At 65.6% G+C, this 17,670-nt stretch carries 6 protein-coding genes and 2 pseudogenes; 4 read left to right on the plus strand and 4 right to left on the minus strand.

What is annotated here, in order from left to right; genetic code table 11:
• Positions 1-317: 317 nt before the first annotated feature.
• Positions 318-4,946 carry an RICIN domain-containing protein gene (locus tag ACGF3I_RS10790; RefSeq protein ID WP_393130324.1) on the minus strand — a complete coding sequence of 1,543 codons (4,629 nt, stop codon included), beginning with the start codon at positions 4,944-4,946 and terminating at the stop codon, positions 318-320.
• A gap of 557 nt (positions 4,947-5,503) precedes the next feature.
• Here ACGF3I_RS10790 and ACGF3I_RS10795 point away from each other — a divergent pair.
• Positions 5,504-12,757, plus strand: coding sequence for a polymorphic toxin-type HINT domain-containing protein (locus ACGF3I_RS10795; RefSeq protein ID WP_393130326.1), 7,254 nt, complete (start codon positions 5,504-5,506; stop codon positions 12,755-12,757).
• 3 nt (positions 12,758-12,760) lie between these two features.
• Entirely contained in the window at positions 12,761-13,375 is a 615-nt protein-coding gene (locus tag ACGF3I_RS10800) for a hypothetical protein (RefSeq protein WP_393130328.1), read from the plus strand.
• Positions 13,376-13,531: 156 nt separating this feature from the next.
• On the opposite strand, the pseudogene ACGF3I_RS10805 reads toward ACGF3I_RS10800, so the two are convergent.
• The 3 genes and pseudogenes from ACGF3I_RS10805 to ACGF3I_RS10815 all read right to left on the minus strand — a co-directional run bounded on the left by ACGF3I_RS10805 (position 13,532) and on the right by ACGF3I_RS10815 (position 16,186).
• Positions 13,532-14,835, minus strand: a pseudogene (locus ACGF3I_RS10805) (tyrosine-type recombinase/integrase).
• A complete protein-coding gene (locus tag ACGF3I_RS10810) occupies positions 14,795-14,980 on the minus strand; it encodes a helix-turn-helix domain-containing protein (protein WP_393130330.1) in 186 nt (61 codons plus the stop codon). The pseudogene ACGF3I_RS10805 and the gene ACGF3I_RS10810 overlap by 41 nt, the downstream one beginning before the upstream one ends.
• Positions 14,973-16,186: pseudogene (locus ACGF3I_RS10815) on the minus strand (replication initiator). The gene ACGF3I_RS10810 and the pseudogene ACGF3I_RS10815 overlap by 8 nt, the downstream one beginning before the upstream one ends.
• Positions 16,187-16,423: 237 nt before the next feature.
• Here ACGF3I_RS10815 and ACGF3I_RS10820 point away from each other — a divergent pair.
• Complete coding sequence (locus ACGF3I_RS10820) at positions 16,424-16,825, plus strand: hypothetical protein (protein WP_393130332.1); 402 nt, start codon at positions 16,424-16,426, stop codon at positions 16,823-16,825.
• 163 nt (positions 16,826-16,988) lie between these two features.
• Positions 16,989-17,633: a thymidine kinase gene (locus tag ACGF3I_RS10825; protein ID WP_393130334.1), complete on the plus strand. Its 645-nt coding sequence runs from the start codon at positions 16,989-16,991 to the stop codon at positions 17,631-17,633.
• The last annotated feature ends 37 nt before the right edge of the window (positions 17,634-17,670 follow it).

Consider the following 17,670-nt stretch of genomic DNA (forward strand, 5'->3'; position numbering starts at 1 on the left):
TCGCACTTGAGCTCGCCGCCTCGTCACGGCGCCAGTGTGCTTCGCCTTGGGTGCTCGCGGGGAATGCGAACGCCTGCGATTGAGGTCTTCGAGCTTCTTCTTCAGCGGGCGGACTTCCCGTTCGTACTCTTGCTGCGTCCGTCGAGTCGACGCCCTGCCTCCTGCTGCGACAGCTCACTCTGCTTGCCGTTCCCGCGGCGGCGATCGGAATGCCCTGGGAGAGGGGCGCGACAGACTGACGGCCGGTCGCCTTCGCTGTGGCGAGGGAGGCAACCGGCCGTCGGTGGTGCTGGTGACGCTACGTCAGGTGGCTCTGATTACAGATACCAGCTTTGGTTGGGCTGGTTGGGGTCGGTGGTGTGGGTCCACTGCTGGGCGGGGGCGCCATCGGTCTTGCTGGAGCTGTCGATTTCCAGGGTTTTGCCGCTGTTGAGGTTCGCGATGTTCCAGTTGCCCGTGTTGTCGATGGGCTGGACGGTCCATTGTTGTGCGGCGTTGTGAACGCAGGTCCACTGTTGGGCGTGGGCGCCGTTGGCCGTGTTGGAGTTGTTGATCTCCAGGCATTTGCCGCTGTTGGTGTTGACGATTTCGTAGACGCCTGCGGTGGCGGTGGGGTGGAACTGCCAATTGGCGCCGGCTTGACCGTTGCACGCCCATTGCTGAGCGGCCGCTCCGTCGTCCTTGCTGGAGTTGTTGATCTCCAGGCAGAGGTGGCTGTTGGCGTTGTGGATCAGTCCGCTGTCCGGCAGCGTGGGTGCCTTGTTGTTGTCGGGCAGGGGCGCGGGGGTGGGCAGGGCGGTGGTGCCGAGGCTGGGGGTGGTCCAGGTCTGGGCATCTATGCCTTTGCAGTCCCACAGCTGCAGCTGTGTCTTATTGGCGAGCGTGTTGTTGTTTCGGTCGATGCAGCGTTGGGCGTTGGTGTTGAGGTAGCTACCGTCGGCGCGGGCCTGCCACTGCTGGTTCGCGGTGCCTTTGCAGGTCATGAGCTGGATCAGGGTGCCATTGACGGTGCCGCTGTTGACCGTCTCGACGCACTTGCCCAGGACGCGCAGCGTGCCGTCGTCACGGAGTTCCAGCTTCTGGGCTGCCGTCTGGTTGCAGGTGTAGATCTGCACCTTGGTGCCATCGGTGCTCTGACCGTCGGCGGTGTCGATGCAGGTGCTGGCGGAGCTGGTGACGGTGATGGGCCCTCGGCCGTCGGGGGCGGTGAGTGACGCGGCATAGGGGTAGATCGCGAGGTTGCTGACGCCTCCGTACAGGCCTGTGCTCATGGGGTTGGGTGCGCCCTTGGCCTGGTAGCGGCCAAAGACGAGCGGGCCGGTGGGCGCCGGGCTGTTGGCCTTGCTGTGACTGCCGGAGCCGACGAGCACGCCGTTGGCGTACAGGCTCATCCGACCCGTGTCAGCGTTGTAGACGGCGGTGAGCCGCGTCCAGACGTTCGGGTTGATGCGCGCCTGCGCGTTGACCGCGTCGGTGTTGTCGTACTGCCAACCAGCCGTGACTTTCGTGCGATTGGAGAGGGCGAAGCGCCAGGTGGATCCGTCGGGGTCCGGGTAGAGGAGGAAGTCGCTCTGCTGAGCAGTGGTGTTGTCCTGACTGACGATCACGCCGCCGGCGCCGGAGGCCTTCGCCCAGGCGCTGATGGTGAAGCTGGTGCGGGTGTCGACCACCGACGCGCTGGTGGTGACGGTCGACTGCGGGCCGGTGAAGGCGGCGTAGTCATTGCGGCGGCCGTCGATGATGCCTGTCGGCCAGCTGATGTTCGCCGCGGTGCCGGGATAGTTGCCGGTGCTGCTGGGGACTGTGCCGTCGGCAGCCGGGCCGGTCAGGTTCCAGGCTGCGGAGGGCATGTTGAGGTTGCCCTGCGGTGTCAGGTCCGGGGAGAGGCCGGTGACCTCCGGGTGCGGGTTTTGGGTGGTCGGCGCGGTGCCGGTGCCGTTCCAGGAGACGAGCTGCTGGTTGGTGTCGACGGCCCACAGGTCCGGAATGCCGTCGCCGGTGAGGTCCCCGTCGGAGCCGACGCGGGGGTAGCGGGCGGGGTCGACGGTGCCGAGGACGGTGCCCTGGCCGGGGGTGGTGAATCCGCTCAGGTCGGGCGCGTCAATGGTCCCCTTGACAGGGAAAGCACGGAGGGTGCCGTCGGCCTTGGAGCGGGCCCAGAGAGTGGGCAGGTCGGTTCCCTTGGCGCGTCCGGGAGTGATCAGGTCGTAGCCGTCCCACTGCTGATCGTTCGCGGACAGCAGGGTGGCGGTCCGTTTGAGCTGATTGGTGATGCCTGCCTCGCTCAGCCATAGGCGGCCGTTTTCCACGAAGAGCAGGGAAGGGCGATGCAGGGCATACAGGCCGGTGCCGGCCTGCACCGCGCTATCGCCGAGCAACGAGCCGAAGGCGCCAATATGAGTGACCTTGGACCAGTCGTCGCGGTAGCCGTAGTCCGCGCAGACCACCGTCGTAGTGGAGCCGGGAATTTTGCAGTCCTTCGGCTTCTCTATGGCGATCTTGCCCTGGCCGTCGAAACGGCCTCCGGTGACGTCGTTCGAGTAGAGGTAGAGGTCGGCGTCACCCGGCTGGTGGGCAATGAGATCGTCGACGTTGTTGCGGCCCAGGCTGCCCCGATGGGTGATCTGGGTGTTCTTCCAGCCGTTACCGCTGGGGGACGAGTGAAAGCCGGCACGCGGGTCGGTGTCATCGGCTGTCTTGAACTGCGCGTTGGGTGCGGTGTTCGGGTCGGTGCCGCCACCGATGCGACGCAGGTCACCGGCGGAATCGGACAGCAGTACGTCCGGGATCCTGTCGCCGCTCACGTCGCCGAAGACGGGCTTGACCGGGTCATTCGGGTTGGACGGCGCATAGTAGGAGTAGACAGCCGGTTGGGACATGTTGCCCGCGTCATCCTGGGTCTGCAGGTAGACGAAGTTGGTGCCCCAGTGCGGGGGCGTGATTCTGATGTCGGCCTTGCCGTCGGCCAGTTTTACGATGCCTGTGGCAGTGTCGGTGCACTTCCAGCCGGTGGCGGCGGCCTTGACCGGGTCAGTGGTCCATCGGGCACACGCCAGGCCCGAGCTGCGGCCCCCCTTCGGGGCTACGGGATCGGTGCCGGTCAGGGTGAACGTGCCCTCCTGGCCTGCGTACTTGGTGGGCTGGGCGTTCAGTGTGCCGGAAGCAGGGAAATCGGTGGAGATGACAGTGGCGGTCGGCGGCGTGCGGTCTACCCGGAAGTAACACGGTGCCGTCGCGTCACTGCTGAGCGTGCCGTCCGTCGTCAGGGACTGCCAGCCGTAGCGGTGGCCGTCGATGAGACTGCCTACGCTGAGGGTGGCATCGCCGCTTGAGGCCCAACCGGTTGCGAAGTTGACCGTGCTGTTGTTGTTGTCGTTGTCCCAGAGTTTGAACTTGGTGGCAAGGGTGGCACCGGTGGGCGAGTTGGCTCCCACGGTGAGCACGGTATCGGCGTTGGCGCCGATCCATCCGGCGTTCTCCCAGCCGGCGGTGCACGGCACGTAGGAACCGCTGCTCGCGAAGCCGGGGGTGGGGCCGGTGCGGGGGTTGCTGGCGGTGGGTTTGATGTCGTACTGGATGACGAGGTGGGGAGACTGCCCCGCCTTCGTGCTGAATCGCTGGCGGTAGTGTTTCTCGGTCTCATCGTCCGGCGCGAAGCCGAAGGTGAAGTTGGGCCAACCGTTAGTGACAGCCGTACGAATGGTGTCGCGCACGCCGTAGTCGATGTCGCCTGACCCGGACATCCATACGGTGCCGATGTTCTTACAGCCGCCCATGACGGAGTCAGTGCTGCACGGTTGGTGGTCCCAGCTGGTGGGGTTGCTGATCGTGCCCGTGTTGTACAGGCTCATCGGCGTCTTCGTGGACGGGCTGGAGGAGGCGATCACCGTGGCTTTCAGCCGCGCCTCGATGACGTAGGCGCCGCGGTTGTGCAGAAGGCCGTCGATGCCGACCTGAAAGTAGGCGCGGGTGCGGCCCTCTGGCTTGCAGGGATGCTCGGTGTCGACGTACCCGCAGTACCCCGTGGCGGGAGTGTCCTGGCCGTCCTGCGTGCCGTTGTACTCGTTTGTGTTCCTGAAGGCTTCTTGCACCTGAGCCCACGCCTGGACGCCTCCGCTGTCCGTCGACGGCGGATTCCATCCCGGGTCGATGAACCAGGGGCCGGTCCCCTGTCCAAGAACCTTGGCGTCGGGGACGAGGTCAATGCCTTTGCCGCTCGTGGTTGCCGCTACCTGCGCCACCGTGGCACCTACGCCCGGACCGTCTGCAGTAGAAGTTCCGGCAGGAGCGCCAGTGGCCACGCTGCGCCCGGAGAGCTCGGCCTTGGCCTTCTGGGGCACGGCCTGCGATGCCCCAGCGCTCGAGTCCCACATGATCGGGCTCGGAGCAGTGAAGCGTGGCTTGCCGTCGGCGTCGGCGGCCTTGAGGTTGCCCGCGGAGTCCGCGCTGACGGTCAGCCCGTCGGCGACGACGTCGAGGTGAACCTTCTGGACCAGGGGATTCGCCGCCGCTTGCGTCGTGCGCACCACCAGAACCTGGCGCCAGCCTCCCAGCGTGGTGGCGGTGAGTTCCAGGTCGACATCGGGAAGCACGTCCTTATAGAGCGCGCTGTCAGCGTTGAGGGTGGGTTTGGGCAAAGCGAACGGAGCCTTGAGGGCGAGCGACTTGCCGTCGCTCGTCGTCATGGTGGCCATCGGGCCGTCACCGCCGGCGGAGAACACCAGCTTGGAGGGCACCGCAGCCGGTGTGATGGTCCCGTCGGCGTTCACGTGCAAGGTCGGGTCGACACCCTGCCAGGTTCCGTCGACCGCTTTGACGCGCTCAGGTGAGGCCGAGGTGTCCGTACTGAAAGTGCCGTCGGGGTTGGCGACGGTCTGCGAAGCGGTCGTGGTCAGGAAATCGACGACGACTGGCCGGCCTGTCTCCTTGGCCTGCGCCCGTGCCACATCGAGCGCCTTCTCCTTTGCTGTGGGCGACTTCGTGGGGCTGGCAGACCAACTCGGATCGGCAGGGCCGAAGTTGTGGCCCTCGCTGTCAGCCGCCGCTGTCGGGGCGCCCAGGACGCCGAACCCGAGCGACAGGACGGCGGCTCCGGCGACGGGCCGCAACCATGATCTGACGGAGCTTCGGCTTCGCGAGGCTCCCGGCCTCGGTAGCCACGAAAAAGAAGTTGCTGGCCTCAAGGTGGAGGTCCTCGCTGTGAACTGTGAGCGGACAGAGATCACGCGCACAGTTCCTTCACTTCGTGCACCTGTCAACCACATCGCGACCATCGTGGCTTATACACATCACGTGATGACTCAAACACCATGCGTGACATTGGTCACTTATGGAAATTCTCAGCATTCGCTGTACGCATCGAACATGTGCTCCATAGGGTCCATGGATCCGGGCTGGTCATCGGCCCGGCGTTCTTCGTTTGTCTGTGTCCTGTGGGGGGATCCAGTTGTCTCGTCGGGGTGGGTTTGCCATGCGCTTGAGCGGAGGGCGATCACGGATTGCCGTGATCGCCGCGCTTGCAGTGCTGTTCGCCGGGCTTGGGCTCCCCGCTGTCGAGGCGAAGGAGGCAACGCCCAAGGTCTGGACGCCACCGAACACGCCGCTGCCTGATGCGGAGCCGGTGAAGGGCAGCAGCCTCAAGCCACAGGCGGAGAAGGTAGTCACGGGCAGCAAATGGACGCCGCCTGCTTCCACGGCTACACCGTCCGGCGTCGTGACGGCGCCGCTTGCCGATCTGTCGACAAGCTCATCTGAGAAGGCAGACAGGACTGGCTCGCCGGCGCAGGTCGGTAGTCTCCCGGTCTGGATCGCCCCCGTCCGCAACGCGAACCGGACAGGGGCGGCGGCAACTGTCCCGTCCAGAGGGGCCAATGATGTCGCTGTACGCGTGGAGGTGGCGGACGCCGACAAGACCGCGGCCACGGGCGTCGGAGGCGCGCTGGTCTCGCTGACCGACACCGGCACCGGTACCGCGCCCGGCAAAGTTCAAGTCAGCCTGGATGTTTCCGCATGGGCCAAGACAGCAGGTGCCAACTGGGGAGACCGGGCACGGGTCGTTCAGCTTCCGGCATGCGCACTTGCGTCACCGCAGGCGGCCGGTTGCAGGACGCGTACCCCGGTGGCCTCGCACCGGGACGCCTCGGGCCGGTTGACGGCCGATGTCGAGGTCCCGTTCAGCATGGCTCGTGGCACCGCCAAGTCGCCGATGGCGATGGCGATTTCCGCACCGCAGAGCGTGGTGCTTGCGGTCGAGCCGGGGCCGTCCGGCTCGACGGGTGACTACAAGGCCTCGCCTTTGAACCCGTCGGCGTCCTGGCAGGCCGGGGCGAACGCGGGCAACTTCACCTACGGCTACACCGTCGAGGTGCCCTCCGCGATCGCCGGGCCCGCCCCGAGCATCTCGCTCGGCTACGACTCCTCCTCCGTGGACGGCAAGACCGCTTCCACCAATGCCCAGGCCAGCTGGATCGGCGACGGCTGGGACTACCACCCCGGATCGATCTCCCGTACGTACAAGAGCTGCGACGACGCCGGTGTGAAGGACTCGGGCGACGACTGCTGGGGCGGTGACCTGCTCAACCTGTCACTCGCCGGCCACGCGGGCCAGCTGGTGCGCGACGACAAGTCGTGCGAGTGGCACCTTCAAGGTGAGGACGGCACCAGGGTCGAGCGGCTGACCGGCCAGGCCAACGGCGCGTGGAGTGGTGAGGGCTTCAAGGTCACCACCACCGAGGGCACCCAGTTCTATTTCGGTGCCAACCACCTGCCCGGCGGCGACGGCAGCGACCCGGCCGCCAACTCCGTCTCGACTGTGCCGGTTTACTGGCCCGGTGACGCCGACAAGTGTCTGGGATCCGGCTCCCCGGCCAAGGGTTCCTGGTCGCAGATGGGCTGGCAGTGGAACCTCGACTACGTTGTCGACGCCCACCAGAACCTGATCACCTACCGTTACGCGCAGGAGAACAACTACTACGGCAAGGGCGGCGGCCAGAACAACGGCAACGGCACCCCCACCGTCTACCAGCGCGCCAGCTACCCGACCTGGATTGGCTACGGCCAGCGCCTGCCCGACCAGATCAAGGCAAAGGGCACGGCCAAGCCCGCCGCTCAGGTGTGGTTCCGCACCAAAGAGCGCTGCGTCCCCGGCGGGACGGTCACGTGTGCTGATGACCAGCGCACCAAAGCCAACAAGACGTACTGGCCGGACAGTCCGCTCGACCAGATCTGCGGAGCGACGGGACAGTGCCTGAATCTGTCGCCGACGTTCTGGACCACCAAGCAGCTCACTCGGGTCGACACCGAGGTCCTCGACGGTACCGGCTACCGCGGTGTCGACTCGTTCGCACTCAACCAGTCCTTCCAGGATCCCAAGGACGGCACGTCACCGTCGCTGTGGCTGGACTCCATCCAGCGCACCGGTACCAACGGCAAGAAGACCGCGATCACCTTGCCGGCGGTCACCTTCCAGTCCGTGCAGCTAGCCAACCGGGTTGACGGCAATGTGGTCCGTCCGGACGGCACGGAGGCCTCGGCACCGGACTACCGGCGCCCGCGCATCCAGACCATCACCACCGAGACCGGGGGCAAGATCAACGTGATCTACCGCCCGGACGAGTGCTCCCGCACCCACAAGACGATGCCGTCCTCCGTGGACAGCAACACCATGGCCTGCATGCCGGTCAAGTGGTACTTGCCCGGCCAGTCCTACCCGGACCCGGTCGACGACTGGTTCAACAAGACCGTCGTCCAGAGCGTCACCGAACAGGACACGTTCGGCACCGCGGCCACCAAGGTCACGGACTACGAGTACGGCGGCGGTATCGCCTGGCACCGCAACGACTCCGAGCTCACCGACGCCAAGACCCGAACCTGGGACCAGTTCCGCGGGTACGCCACCGTCACCACTCGCACCGGCAACGGCAACCTGACCGAGGCCCCGCGCACCAAGACCGTCAGCACCTACCTGCGCGGCATGGACGGCGACATCCTCGCCAACGGCTCCAAACGCAGCGTCACCGTCACCGTGGCTCCACCGGGGACCACGGCCAAGGCCCAGAGCATCACTGACGACAACGTGCTGTCCGGCTTCGTCCGCCAGACCCAGACCTACGACCGCGACGGCGGCGACCTGGTCAGCAGCGAGATCACCACCCCGTGGCGGGGCGCAGTGACCGCGACCCGCGCCCAGTCCGCCGGCATGCCCGCAATCACCGCCCAGGCCATCAACACCGGCAAGGTCACCACCTATTCGAAGCTGGCCAACGGTGACTGGCGCACCGCCGAGCGCACCTCCACCTACGACACGACCCTCGCAGCCCGCCCGGTCCAGGTCGACGACAGGAGCGACCTGGACCACCCCGAGCAGCGCCTGTGCACCGAGTTCACCTACGCCACCGGCCCCAGCGGCACCGCCACGCAACTGGCCTCGCGCACGCTCACACTCTCCGGCGCCTGTGACCAGACGCCGACCGCCGCCAACACGGTGGCCGACACCCACTCCTACTTCGACAACAAGCCCCTCGGCGAAGCTGGCGCGACCGCAGACCAAACGGCGACTGATGTCCTGGAGCGCTACGACACCGACGGCAAACCGGTGTACCGCAAGAACGCCATCGCCACGTTCGACGACTACGGCCGGGTCACCAGCACGACCGACCCGACCCGTACCGACGCCGACCACCCCGATGGTGCGACCACCAAGACCGACTACACCCCGGCCGCCGGCGCACTCCCGAACCAGGTCGTCCACACCAACCCGCTGGGCTGGAAAGCGACCACGACCCTCGACGTCGGGCGCGCCCTCCCGGTCAAGCAGACCGATGAGAACAACCACGTCGCCGAGCAGGATTACGACGCGCTGGGCCGGGTCACCGCCGTGTGGCAACCCGGTGCCGACCGCGCGGCGGGCGCCGCGGCCACGCGCAGGTTCTCGTACGCGATGAACGGCACCAACGCCCCGTCCACCGTGCTCAGTCAGGCTCTCACCCGCAGCCCTTCGACCTACACCTCGACCTTCACGATCTACGACGGCCTCGGCCGCATCCGCCAGACCCAGGCCACACCTCCCTCGGGCGTCTTCGGCCGCACCATCACTGATGCGCTGTTCGACTCGCACGGCTGGCAGACCAAAACCAGCGCGGCCTACTTCAACAACGAAGCAGCCCCGGCGGGCGCGCTGTTCCTGCCCAACGGCGGAGTCAACCCCGACAGCAAGATCCCGGCCCAAACCGTCCAGATCTATGACGGTCTCGGACGCACCACTGACACGATCTTCCAGTCGTACGGCATCGAACAGTGGCGCTCGAAGACCGACTACCCGGGTGCTGATGAGACCCGTTCTGTTCCGCCGAAGGGCGGTTACGCCTCTGCGTCCATCACCGACGGCAGCGGCAGGACCGTTGCCCTGCGCCAATACGAGTCCAACACTCCTACCGGCGCGTATGACGAAACCACATACGGTTACAACGCCCAGGGCAAGGAGCTGTGGCGCAAGGACGCTGCGGGCAACCAGTGGACATTCGCCTATGACCTCCTTGGCCGTCCGGTAAGGACGACGGATCCGGATGCCGGCACGACCACTACCGCCTACGACGATACGAAGAACCTCGTCACCGCGACGGATGCGCGTGGCAAGAGTGCCACGAGCGTTGTGGATCTTCTCGGTCGGACCACCGCCACTTACGAAGGGACCTCAGTCGACCCCGCCAAGCAGGTCGGGGCGTCCACCTACGACACCTTGGCCCTCGGCAAGCCGTCTTCAACCACGCGATATGTCGGTGGAGCGGGAGGAGACGCCTACGTCTCACAGGTGACGGGGTACGACGGCGGATACCGCCCTCTCGGCAGTAAGACCACCATCCCAGCCTCTGAGAAGGACCTGGCACGCACCTACGAGACCAGGAACACCTACGACAGCCTCGGCCATCTGAGTACCACCACGCTGCCTGCGATGGCCGATATGGAAGCCGAAACGCTGAGTTACGTGGTTGACGTCGTGGGCAATATGCGCTCATTCGACGGAACGATCGGTGACAACGACAGTCCGTACCTCGCCGACCTGCGATACGACCCCTACGGTCGCGCCATCCGGACGACCGTAGGCGATACGTCGCAGCAGGTCGTGTCCACCGTGGACTACGACAACTCCACTGGCCGAGTGATCCGTTCGACGGTCGACAAGCAGACCGCACCGAACGCCAGCGTCGATGTCAGCGACTACACCTACAACCCGGCCGGCCAGGTCACCTCGGTCCGTGACGGCCAGGACGGCGTGGCCTCCGACTTGCAATGCTTCACCCACGACTACCTCGGCCGCCTCACCCAGGCCTGGACCGACACTGGTACCCAGATCACCGCTCCGCAACCGAGTGTCCGCGGCGTCGGAAGTTGCACCAACTCCGATGGTCCCGCCGTCGACGGTGCGGGTAAGCCGACTGTTGGCGGCCCGGCCCCGTATTGGCAGAAGTACGCCTACGACAAGCTCGGCAACCGTACCCAGCTGGTGAAGAAGGACGTCACTGGAAACGCGTCCAAGGACGTGACGGTCGACCAGACCTTCGGCACCGGGCCCAACTTCCCCTCCACCGACCCGAAGACAGGGGGCGGCACCGGCGGCCCGCACGCCTTGATGTCGTCCACCGAGACCGGCCCGTCCGGTACTCAGGTGACCTCGTACACGTACGACGCGACGGGGAACACTGCTTCGATCACCGGCACGCCAGGCACCAAGACCCTGACCTGGAACGGGGAGGGCAAGCTCGACAAGATCACCGGCACCGGTGAGAGCGCGGGTACGAGCTACCTGTACGACATGGGCGGCAACCAGCTCATCCGCCGCGACCCTGGCAAGACCACGCTCAACCTCGGCCCTGACCAGTTGACGCTGGACACTGCCACTGGCAAGGTCACCGACGTCCGTACCTATGCCGCCCCCGGCGGACTCTCCATCATCCGGACCATCGCCGGCGGCAAGTCCACGCTTGCTTACCAGGCCTCTGACCCGCACGGCACGAACGGCGTCCAGTTCAACGCCAACGACCTGTCCCAAGTCCGCCGCCCCACCGACCCATTCGGCAATGAGCGCGGCACTCAGCCGACGGACGGTGCGTGGGCGGGCGACAAGGGATTCGTCGGCGGCACCAAGGAGAAGGCCACCGGCCTCACCCTGCTCGGAGCCCGCGAGTACGACGCAAAGACGGCTCGCTTCATCAGCCCCGATCCCGTCCTGGTCGCGGGCGACCCACAACAGTGGAATGCGTACGCCTACGCAAAGAACAGTCCGGTCAACAACAGTGACCCCACTGGCCTTTGCATACCCATGGACGAAACCGGTCACCGATGCGAACCAACCAACGCCGACAGCGGGATCACCACCGTTGAGCCGGAGACAAAAGCATCAGGCACGAAAGAGTTGGATGATGCGAACGCCACCATTGCCAAAGCCAAGAAGAAGCGCGATGACATCAAGCACCAAGTCATCAACCTGATCGGTGACCTCATTGGCTACAACGACGCCCGAGACTGTTTCACCAAGGGCGACGTCATGGCCTGTATCAACACGGCGCTCGGCTCCGTGCCCTGGGGCAAGATCTTCAAGGCCATCAAGATCGGCATCAAGGCATTCAAGATCTACAAGGAGCTCGACAAGGCCTACGACGCCATCCGTGCCGGGGAACGCGCCGCTGCCAAGGCAGCAGAAGCGATAACCCGCGCCAAGAGGGCAGCTGAAGAAGCCAAGGCGGCGGAGAAGGCAGCGGCCAAGGCAGCTGAAGAAAAGGCGGCCAAAGAAACAGCCAGCGACGCGGCAAGTACCGAATCGAAATCCGCTAAGGCTGCGGATGACGCCGAATCGCGCGGCGGAGGCAAGGGCGAGGCCGAAGCCGGCGCGTCGTGCAAGACCAACAGCTTCCCCACCGGTACACGAGTTCTCATGGCTGATGGCACCACCAAGGCCATGGAAGATCTCCACTCCGGCGACAGGGTTATGGCCACAGACCCGCAATCCGGTGAAACCCGAGCAGAGACCGTCACGGCCACTATCACCACCCCCGACGACAAGGACTTCACCGACCTCACCCTCACCAACGACGCCAACCCCCGCGGCCCCCCGGCGAAGATCACCTCCACCCACCACCACCCCTACTGGAGCGAGACTCGCCACCAGTGGATAGACGCCGGCGACCTCCACTCCGGCGAACACCTCCGCCAGCCCGGCGGAACCCTCCTCACTGTCCGAGTGGTCCGCAACTACCAGTACGCCGTCATCACCCACAACCTGACGGTGAACCAGCTCCACACGTACTATGTGCTGGCGGGCGCCACGCCGGTCCTGGTTCACAACTGCGGCGTCGGGACTCAAGACGATGCAATGCTGGCCTTGGATCGCGCGGAAGAACTCAATTCAACCCGCGGCTACAATTCGGCCACCACGGCGGTGATCGGTGTATTCAATTCAAAGACAAAGGCATACTCGATCCGCATCGGAATCAATGGTGATGGCGCCATGCCGGCATCGTGGGCCCTGCGAAAAGGTGAAGAATTCGTTCGCGGGGCCGGGCATGCCGAGGAGGCCATCCTCAACAGTCTGGCGGCCCACGAACACCCAGTATTCGGTGCCGCCTCACGGAACTTCTGTGTGGGCACTTGCAGCCCGATGCTCAATGATCATGTATTTGGTATGACGCTAGGCGGAAAGGGATTGCGAGGGCATCAACCACAAAACTCGGAGTACACCATCTTCTGGGGTAGCGGAGACTGAATCATGACGCAGAAAGATTCCGGGGCGGAGCCCCTCTCGAATCCGTCCGAAGCATGCCTGCGAGTCGCGGCAGCTGCGATTGCGGAGCGCGGGTCCGCCTTCTTTCGAGTGCTCGGACCCGAGGAGGAACTTGAGTGGCTCGAATCTTCCCTCGCGCTGATCTGGGCTGCCGCATCTGGTGAGGATGTCACTGATGAATGCGCCGAAGCGTTGGACGAGCTAGGGGAAGAATCGCAAGCGGATCAATTTGATTCCTCCTACCCGGAGTTTTTCGCCGCCCGGTCCCTGGAGCTGGTTGGCAACGCGATGGTGACTGCACTGCGCCCCACGTCAGAGCGAGTGAATGCTTCCTCTGTAATCCTGAGGGATATGCTGTCCATCCTCGATTTCAGGCTGGGGGGGAGTAAGGCCGTAATCACCCGATACGGTGACCCTGCCCCTCCGCTGGGCCCGCTTGAGAGCCGGGAAGTTAAGGAAGAGCAAATCGTGCTGGATGTCCAGTCGACCGCAGGGGGATTCGACCCCGAAAGTGTCGGCCACATAAAAGAGCAGGCAGTCCGTTTTGCTACGGAAGCGATTCCACATATTCGAGACTGCTTCGACATTGATGCCACGTAGGCTGCCGTCAGATTTCCGTTTTCTGATTTAGCTGTCGAGGCGATGTAACGCCTTCCAAAGTGCACAGCTGGAATTCTTGCTGTACGAGCAGGAGCCCCGCTGAGGGAAACCTCGGCGGGGCTCCTGATGCGTTTGACGGCAACGGTGACGGCAACGTCAGCGGACTTCGGCTGCTCTGGGCGGATCGTCGGACCCCTGGTCGGTCGGGCATAGGGCGTTGCTGAGGGTGTCGATGGCCTGGCGCTGAAGGCTGAGCCTTACGTGAGCGTAGACGCCGGCGGTGACGCCTATGTGGGCGTGGCCGAGGAGTTCCTTGATGACAACGAGGTCGACGCCCTGTTCCAGAAGCAATGTCGCGGTCGAGTGGCGGAGGTCGTGGAAGCGGATGCGGCGGAGCCCGGCCCGGTCTAGGCAGGTGCGGAACCTGCGGGTGAGGTTGGCCGGGTCGAGAGGCTGGCCAGTCGGCGTGGTGAAGACGAGGCCGCTGTCTCTCCAGCCCGGTCCTGCCGTCGCGCGTTCCCTGTGCTGCCGTTCCTTGTGTTCCTTGAGGAAGTGGAGGCATTCGGCCGGTAGAGCGATACGGCGTTCGGAGGCGCGGGTCTTGGTGGGCAGGTGGGTGAGGCCGCCGGTGCGGGTGCGCTGGAGCGAGTGGCGGATGCTGGCCGTTCCGGCGCCGAGGTTGAGGTCTTCCCAGTGGAGGCCGAGGAGTTCGCCTTTGCGGAGGCCGGTGCGCAGGGCGAGTTCGTACAGCGCGTGGAGCCGGTCGGCGCGGGCCGCGTCGAGGAACTGGCGGGCCTCGGCTGCGGTGAGCGGCCGAAAGCGCCTGGGCCGGGGTGCGGCGGTCTTGACGTTCCGGGCGACGTTGCGGGGCAGTTCGTCCTCGCGAACGGCATGCTCCAGCGCGGACTTGAGGACCGAGTGGACGTAGGTCACGGTCAAGGGGGACAGCCGCTTCTGGCAGCACTTGCCGATTGCGCAGCACTTCTTTCGTTCGGTGTCGAGTCCCTGGGTGCAGCACTGGCAGGTGGTGCGAAGTCGGTCGAGGAAGGTGCGGACGTCCTTGGCGGTGAGGCGGGCGATCTTCTTGGTGCTGAGGCCGGGGATGAGGTGGATGCGGAGGCAGGCGGCGTAGCGAGTGTGGGTGTTCCGCGGAGCCGGTGAACGGCGACGCTGCTGAGCCAGTAGGTCAGGTAGTCGCCGACGGTGCTGTCGGCGGTGGCGACGGGGAGGCCGCGGTTGCTGTCGGCGATCTTCTCGGCGAGTTTGTCGGCAGCCTCTCTGCGGGTGACGCCGTAGACCCGGACACGCTTGCGGGTGCTGTCGGCGGCGAGGACGTAGCCGGCGGCTTCCCAGCGGCTGTCCTTGCGCTGGTAGATGGTGCCTTCGTCGTTGGCGCGGGCCTTCTTGCGCTGGGGGCGGTCATCGGGCGGCCTCTTCCAGTTGGCTCTGGACGTAGTCAGCGAGGGCGTGGGCGGGGATGCGGCGGGCGCGGCCGATGGTCAGCGAGGCCAGACGGCGGGTGCGCATCAGGTCGTAGAGCGCGGAGCGGCCGATCTTGAGACGGGCCATCGCCTCGGGGACGGTGAAGAGTTCGTTGTTACGCACCGGCTGTCACCGCCTGTTCGCGCGTCGGGCCGCCGCCGATGAGTGCGGCAAGGCGTTCGAGGTCGGGGGCGAGGCCGATGCCGTCGTAGGCCCAGTGGGCGAGGACGAGGGTGGTCGGTGACGGCGGAGTGGTGTGGCGGCGGCGCCAGGCAGCGCGGGCGGCCCGGAGGGCGCCGAGGGTTGTGGAGTAGGCGCGGGTCTTGGTGGAGAAGCGGCCGCGGAAGCCAAGCATGTGGGCCCACTTGCGCAGGTTCAGGTGCTTGAGCCGTCGCGGGCGCTGAGGGCCCAGGCTGTGCGGATCATGCGGGCCGCGTGCTCGGGCACAGCCTCGAACCAGGGGTCGGTGATCCTCTTCAGGCGGCGGTCGAGGGTGCCGGTGGCGACTTCAGTGCCCTTGGTGGCGTACTTGGCGACGTACCCGGCGACCTTGCCCTCGGTGATCGTGGTCCCGGCCTGGAAGGCCGTGGGCCGGATGATCCTGGTATCGATCTGCTCACCGAAGGCGAAGGAGCGGGTGCGGCCGTTGATCTCTGGACCGTCGATGTGGGCGCGGGTGGCCGCGATCCGGATGGCGTTGGCCAGAAGTTCGGGCGAGGCCCAGGCGGGTGGCGGGGTGCAGGGGCCCGCGCGGCCGTCGAGGCGGATCACGGCGTGGAAGTGGATCAGGCCGCGCTGCTGGTACTCGGCGACCTTGGCGTACGAGACCCGGACTACCTTGAAGAGCAGGCGCTGCGGGAGACCCGGCTGCGGCGGCGATGGTGCGGCGCAGGTGGAGCATGAAGCGCGCCCACAGGGCGGGGCGTGGGCGTTCCACAGCACCGCGCTGGTGTAGTCGTACCGCTCGGGGTCGAGCGGTGTGCCGAGCAGCGTGTCGTCCTTGGTGTGAGTGCGGCCGCAGCGGCAGCGCGCGGAGCCGCCCAGGCGTCGCCCGTGGACTCGGCCGTAGGCGGGTGCGGTGAGGGTGGCGAAGATGCGGGGTTGGGTGGCGACCTGGTCGGGGATGTTCTTGCCGCCGCGCAGGCCGGCGGCGATGAGGTGGTAGGTGTCCTGTCGGTAGAGCTCGAAGCAGGAGGGGCAGCGCGTGGCGCGGCGGTCGCCGCAGAGCATCAGGAGGTGTCCGACGGGAAGTTCCTTCGACTTCAGTTCGCGCAGGATTTCGCCAGCGGAGGTGTCGATCTCGGTGAGGTGGTCAGGGCCGTTGCGCATACGCAGCCTTCTAAGCCACTTCGCATTGTCCTAGAAGGGTTTCGCATGGCAGGCGGTGTCGTGGAACTTTGCAGGACCTGCTCGAAGATTTCTACAAGAGGGGCGGGTTGATGGTAATTGGATCGCGACTCAGCGTGAGGTGAATCGGTTGAGGATGCCCGACCTCACCGCCCTTGGCTCAACCATTCGCCGACGGCGGGGGCGGTGGCAGGTGGGTACGCGCGGCGCAGCCTCAGTATGAGTTTCGTCGAACTTGACGACAACGATAGCGGAGCTCTCATTATGGTGCTAGCGAGCTGGGATCGCGATTTCAAAATCTGGGCCTATTCATTCAGCTATTGGCAGTTGCTGTTGCGCAGTGCTCCCAAATCTCCTCAAGATCTGCGGATCGATGTTCTTTTCTCCAATGTTGGACGTGTGAATATTTCGGCGCAGATTTCTGGACTTTCCATCGAAGTTGCCGACTTTGAAAGTGAGCGGAATCGGCTAGGTATTGGCGAAGTTCCTGATGGCCAGTTCAAACTACTTCTGCTGAATTGCGGGCCGTCCTATGTGTTGGCGACCCAGTGTCAATGGCATGAAGACCGCGAGTGGCTTGACGCACCTCCTCGTTTTGGTCCGCTTCGCGGAGTCAGCTAGTGCATAGAAGGTTCTTGTAGGGCAGCTGAATGGAAGCGACTAGGATCCGCAGAAACAGCCTTTCTGCTTCGATCCTGACCTGAGGCGATGTTCCGGGCGGTCATAGCGCAGTCCTATGGCCGCGGTGGCGAATGGTGGTTGCTGGGCGACTGGCTTTGGCCGCATGGCTGCGCTGCCCGGAGGGGTAAAAAATTCCCTCGCTCTTCAGATCGAGCACAACCGCTCCGCGCGCGGGCTCCAGGGCATGATCTTCACGCGGGACGACCGGGCGGGCGCGGGCAAGCTGTCGTCCCGGCTCGGCCTGGTGACCGACGCGGTGGAGGCCGCCGACGGCTTCGACTTCTACGCACATCTCGTCGCCCACCTGTCCAAGGGCGGGCGCTGCGACTACGTCATCGCGGACGAGGCCCAGTTCCTCGCGCCCGAGCAGATCGATCAGCTCGCCCGGGTGGTGGACGACCTCGAACTCGACGTCTTCGCCTTCGGCATCACCACCGACTTCCGCTCCAAGCTCTTCCCCGGCTCGCAGCGGCTCGTCGAACTCGCGGACCGGGTCGAGGTGCTCCAGGTCGAGGCGCTGTGCTGGTGCGGCGCCCGGGCCACGCACAACGCCCGCACCATCGGCGGCCGGATGGTCGTGGAGGGCGCCCAAGTCGTCGTCGGCGACGTCAACCAGGCGGCGGACGAGATCGGTTACGAGGTCCTGTGCCGGCGCCACCACCGCCGCCGCATGACGGCCGCCGCGGCCCGCGCCGCCGCCCTCTCCCCGGACGTACTCCCGGTCGACGCCGAGGCCGCCCGAGGCTGACGGTCGGGTGCGGTACGGAGCAACTCGTCTTCTGCGT

Origin of the sequence: Streptomyces sp. NPDC048111, from assembly GCF_043202815.1 — a bacterium.
Lineage (GTDB): Bacteria > Actinomycetota > Actinomycetes > Streptomycetales > Streptomycetaceae > Streptomyces.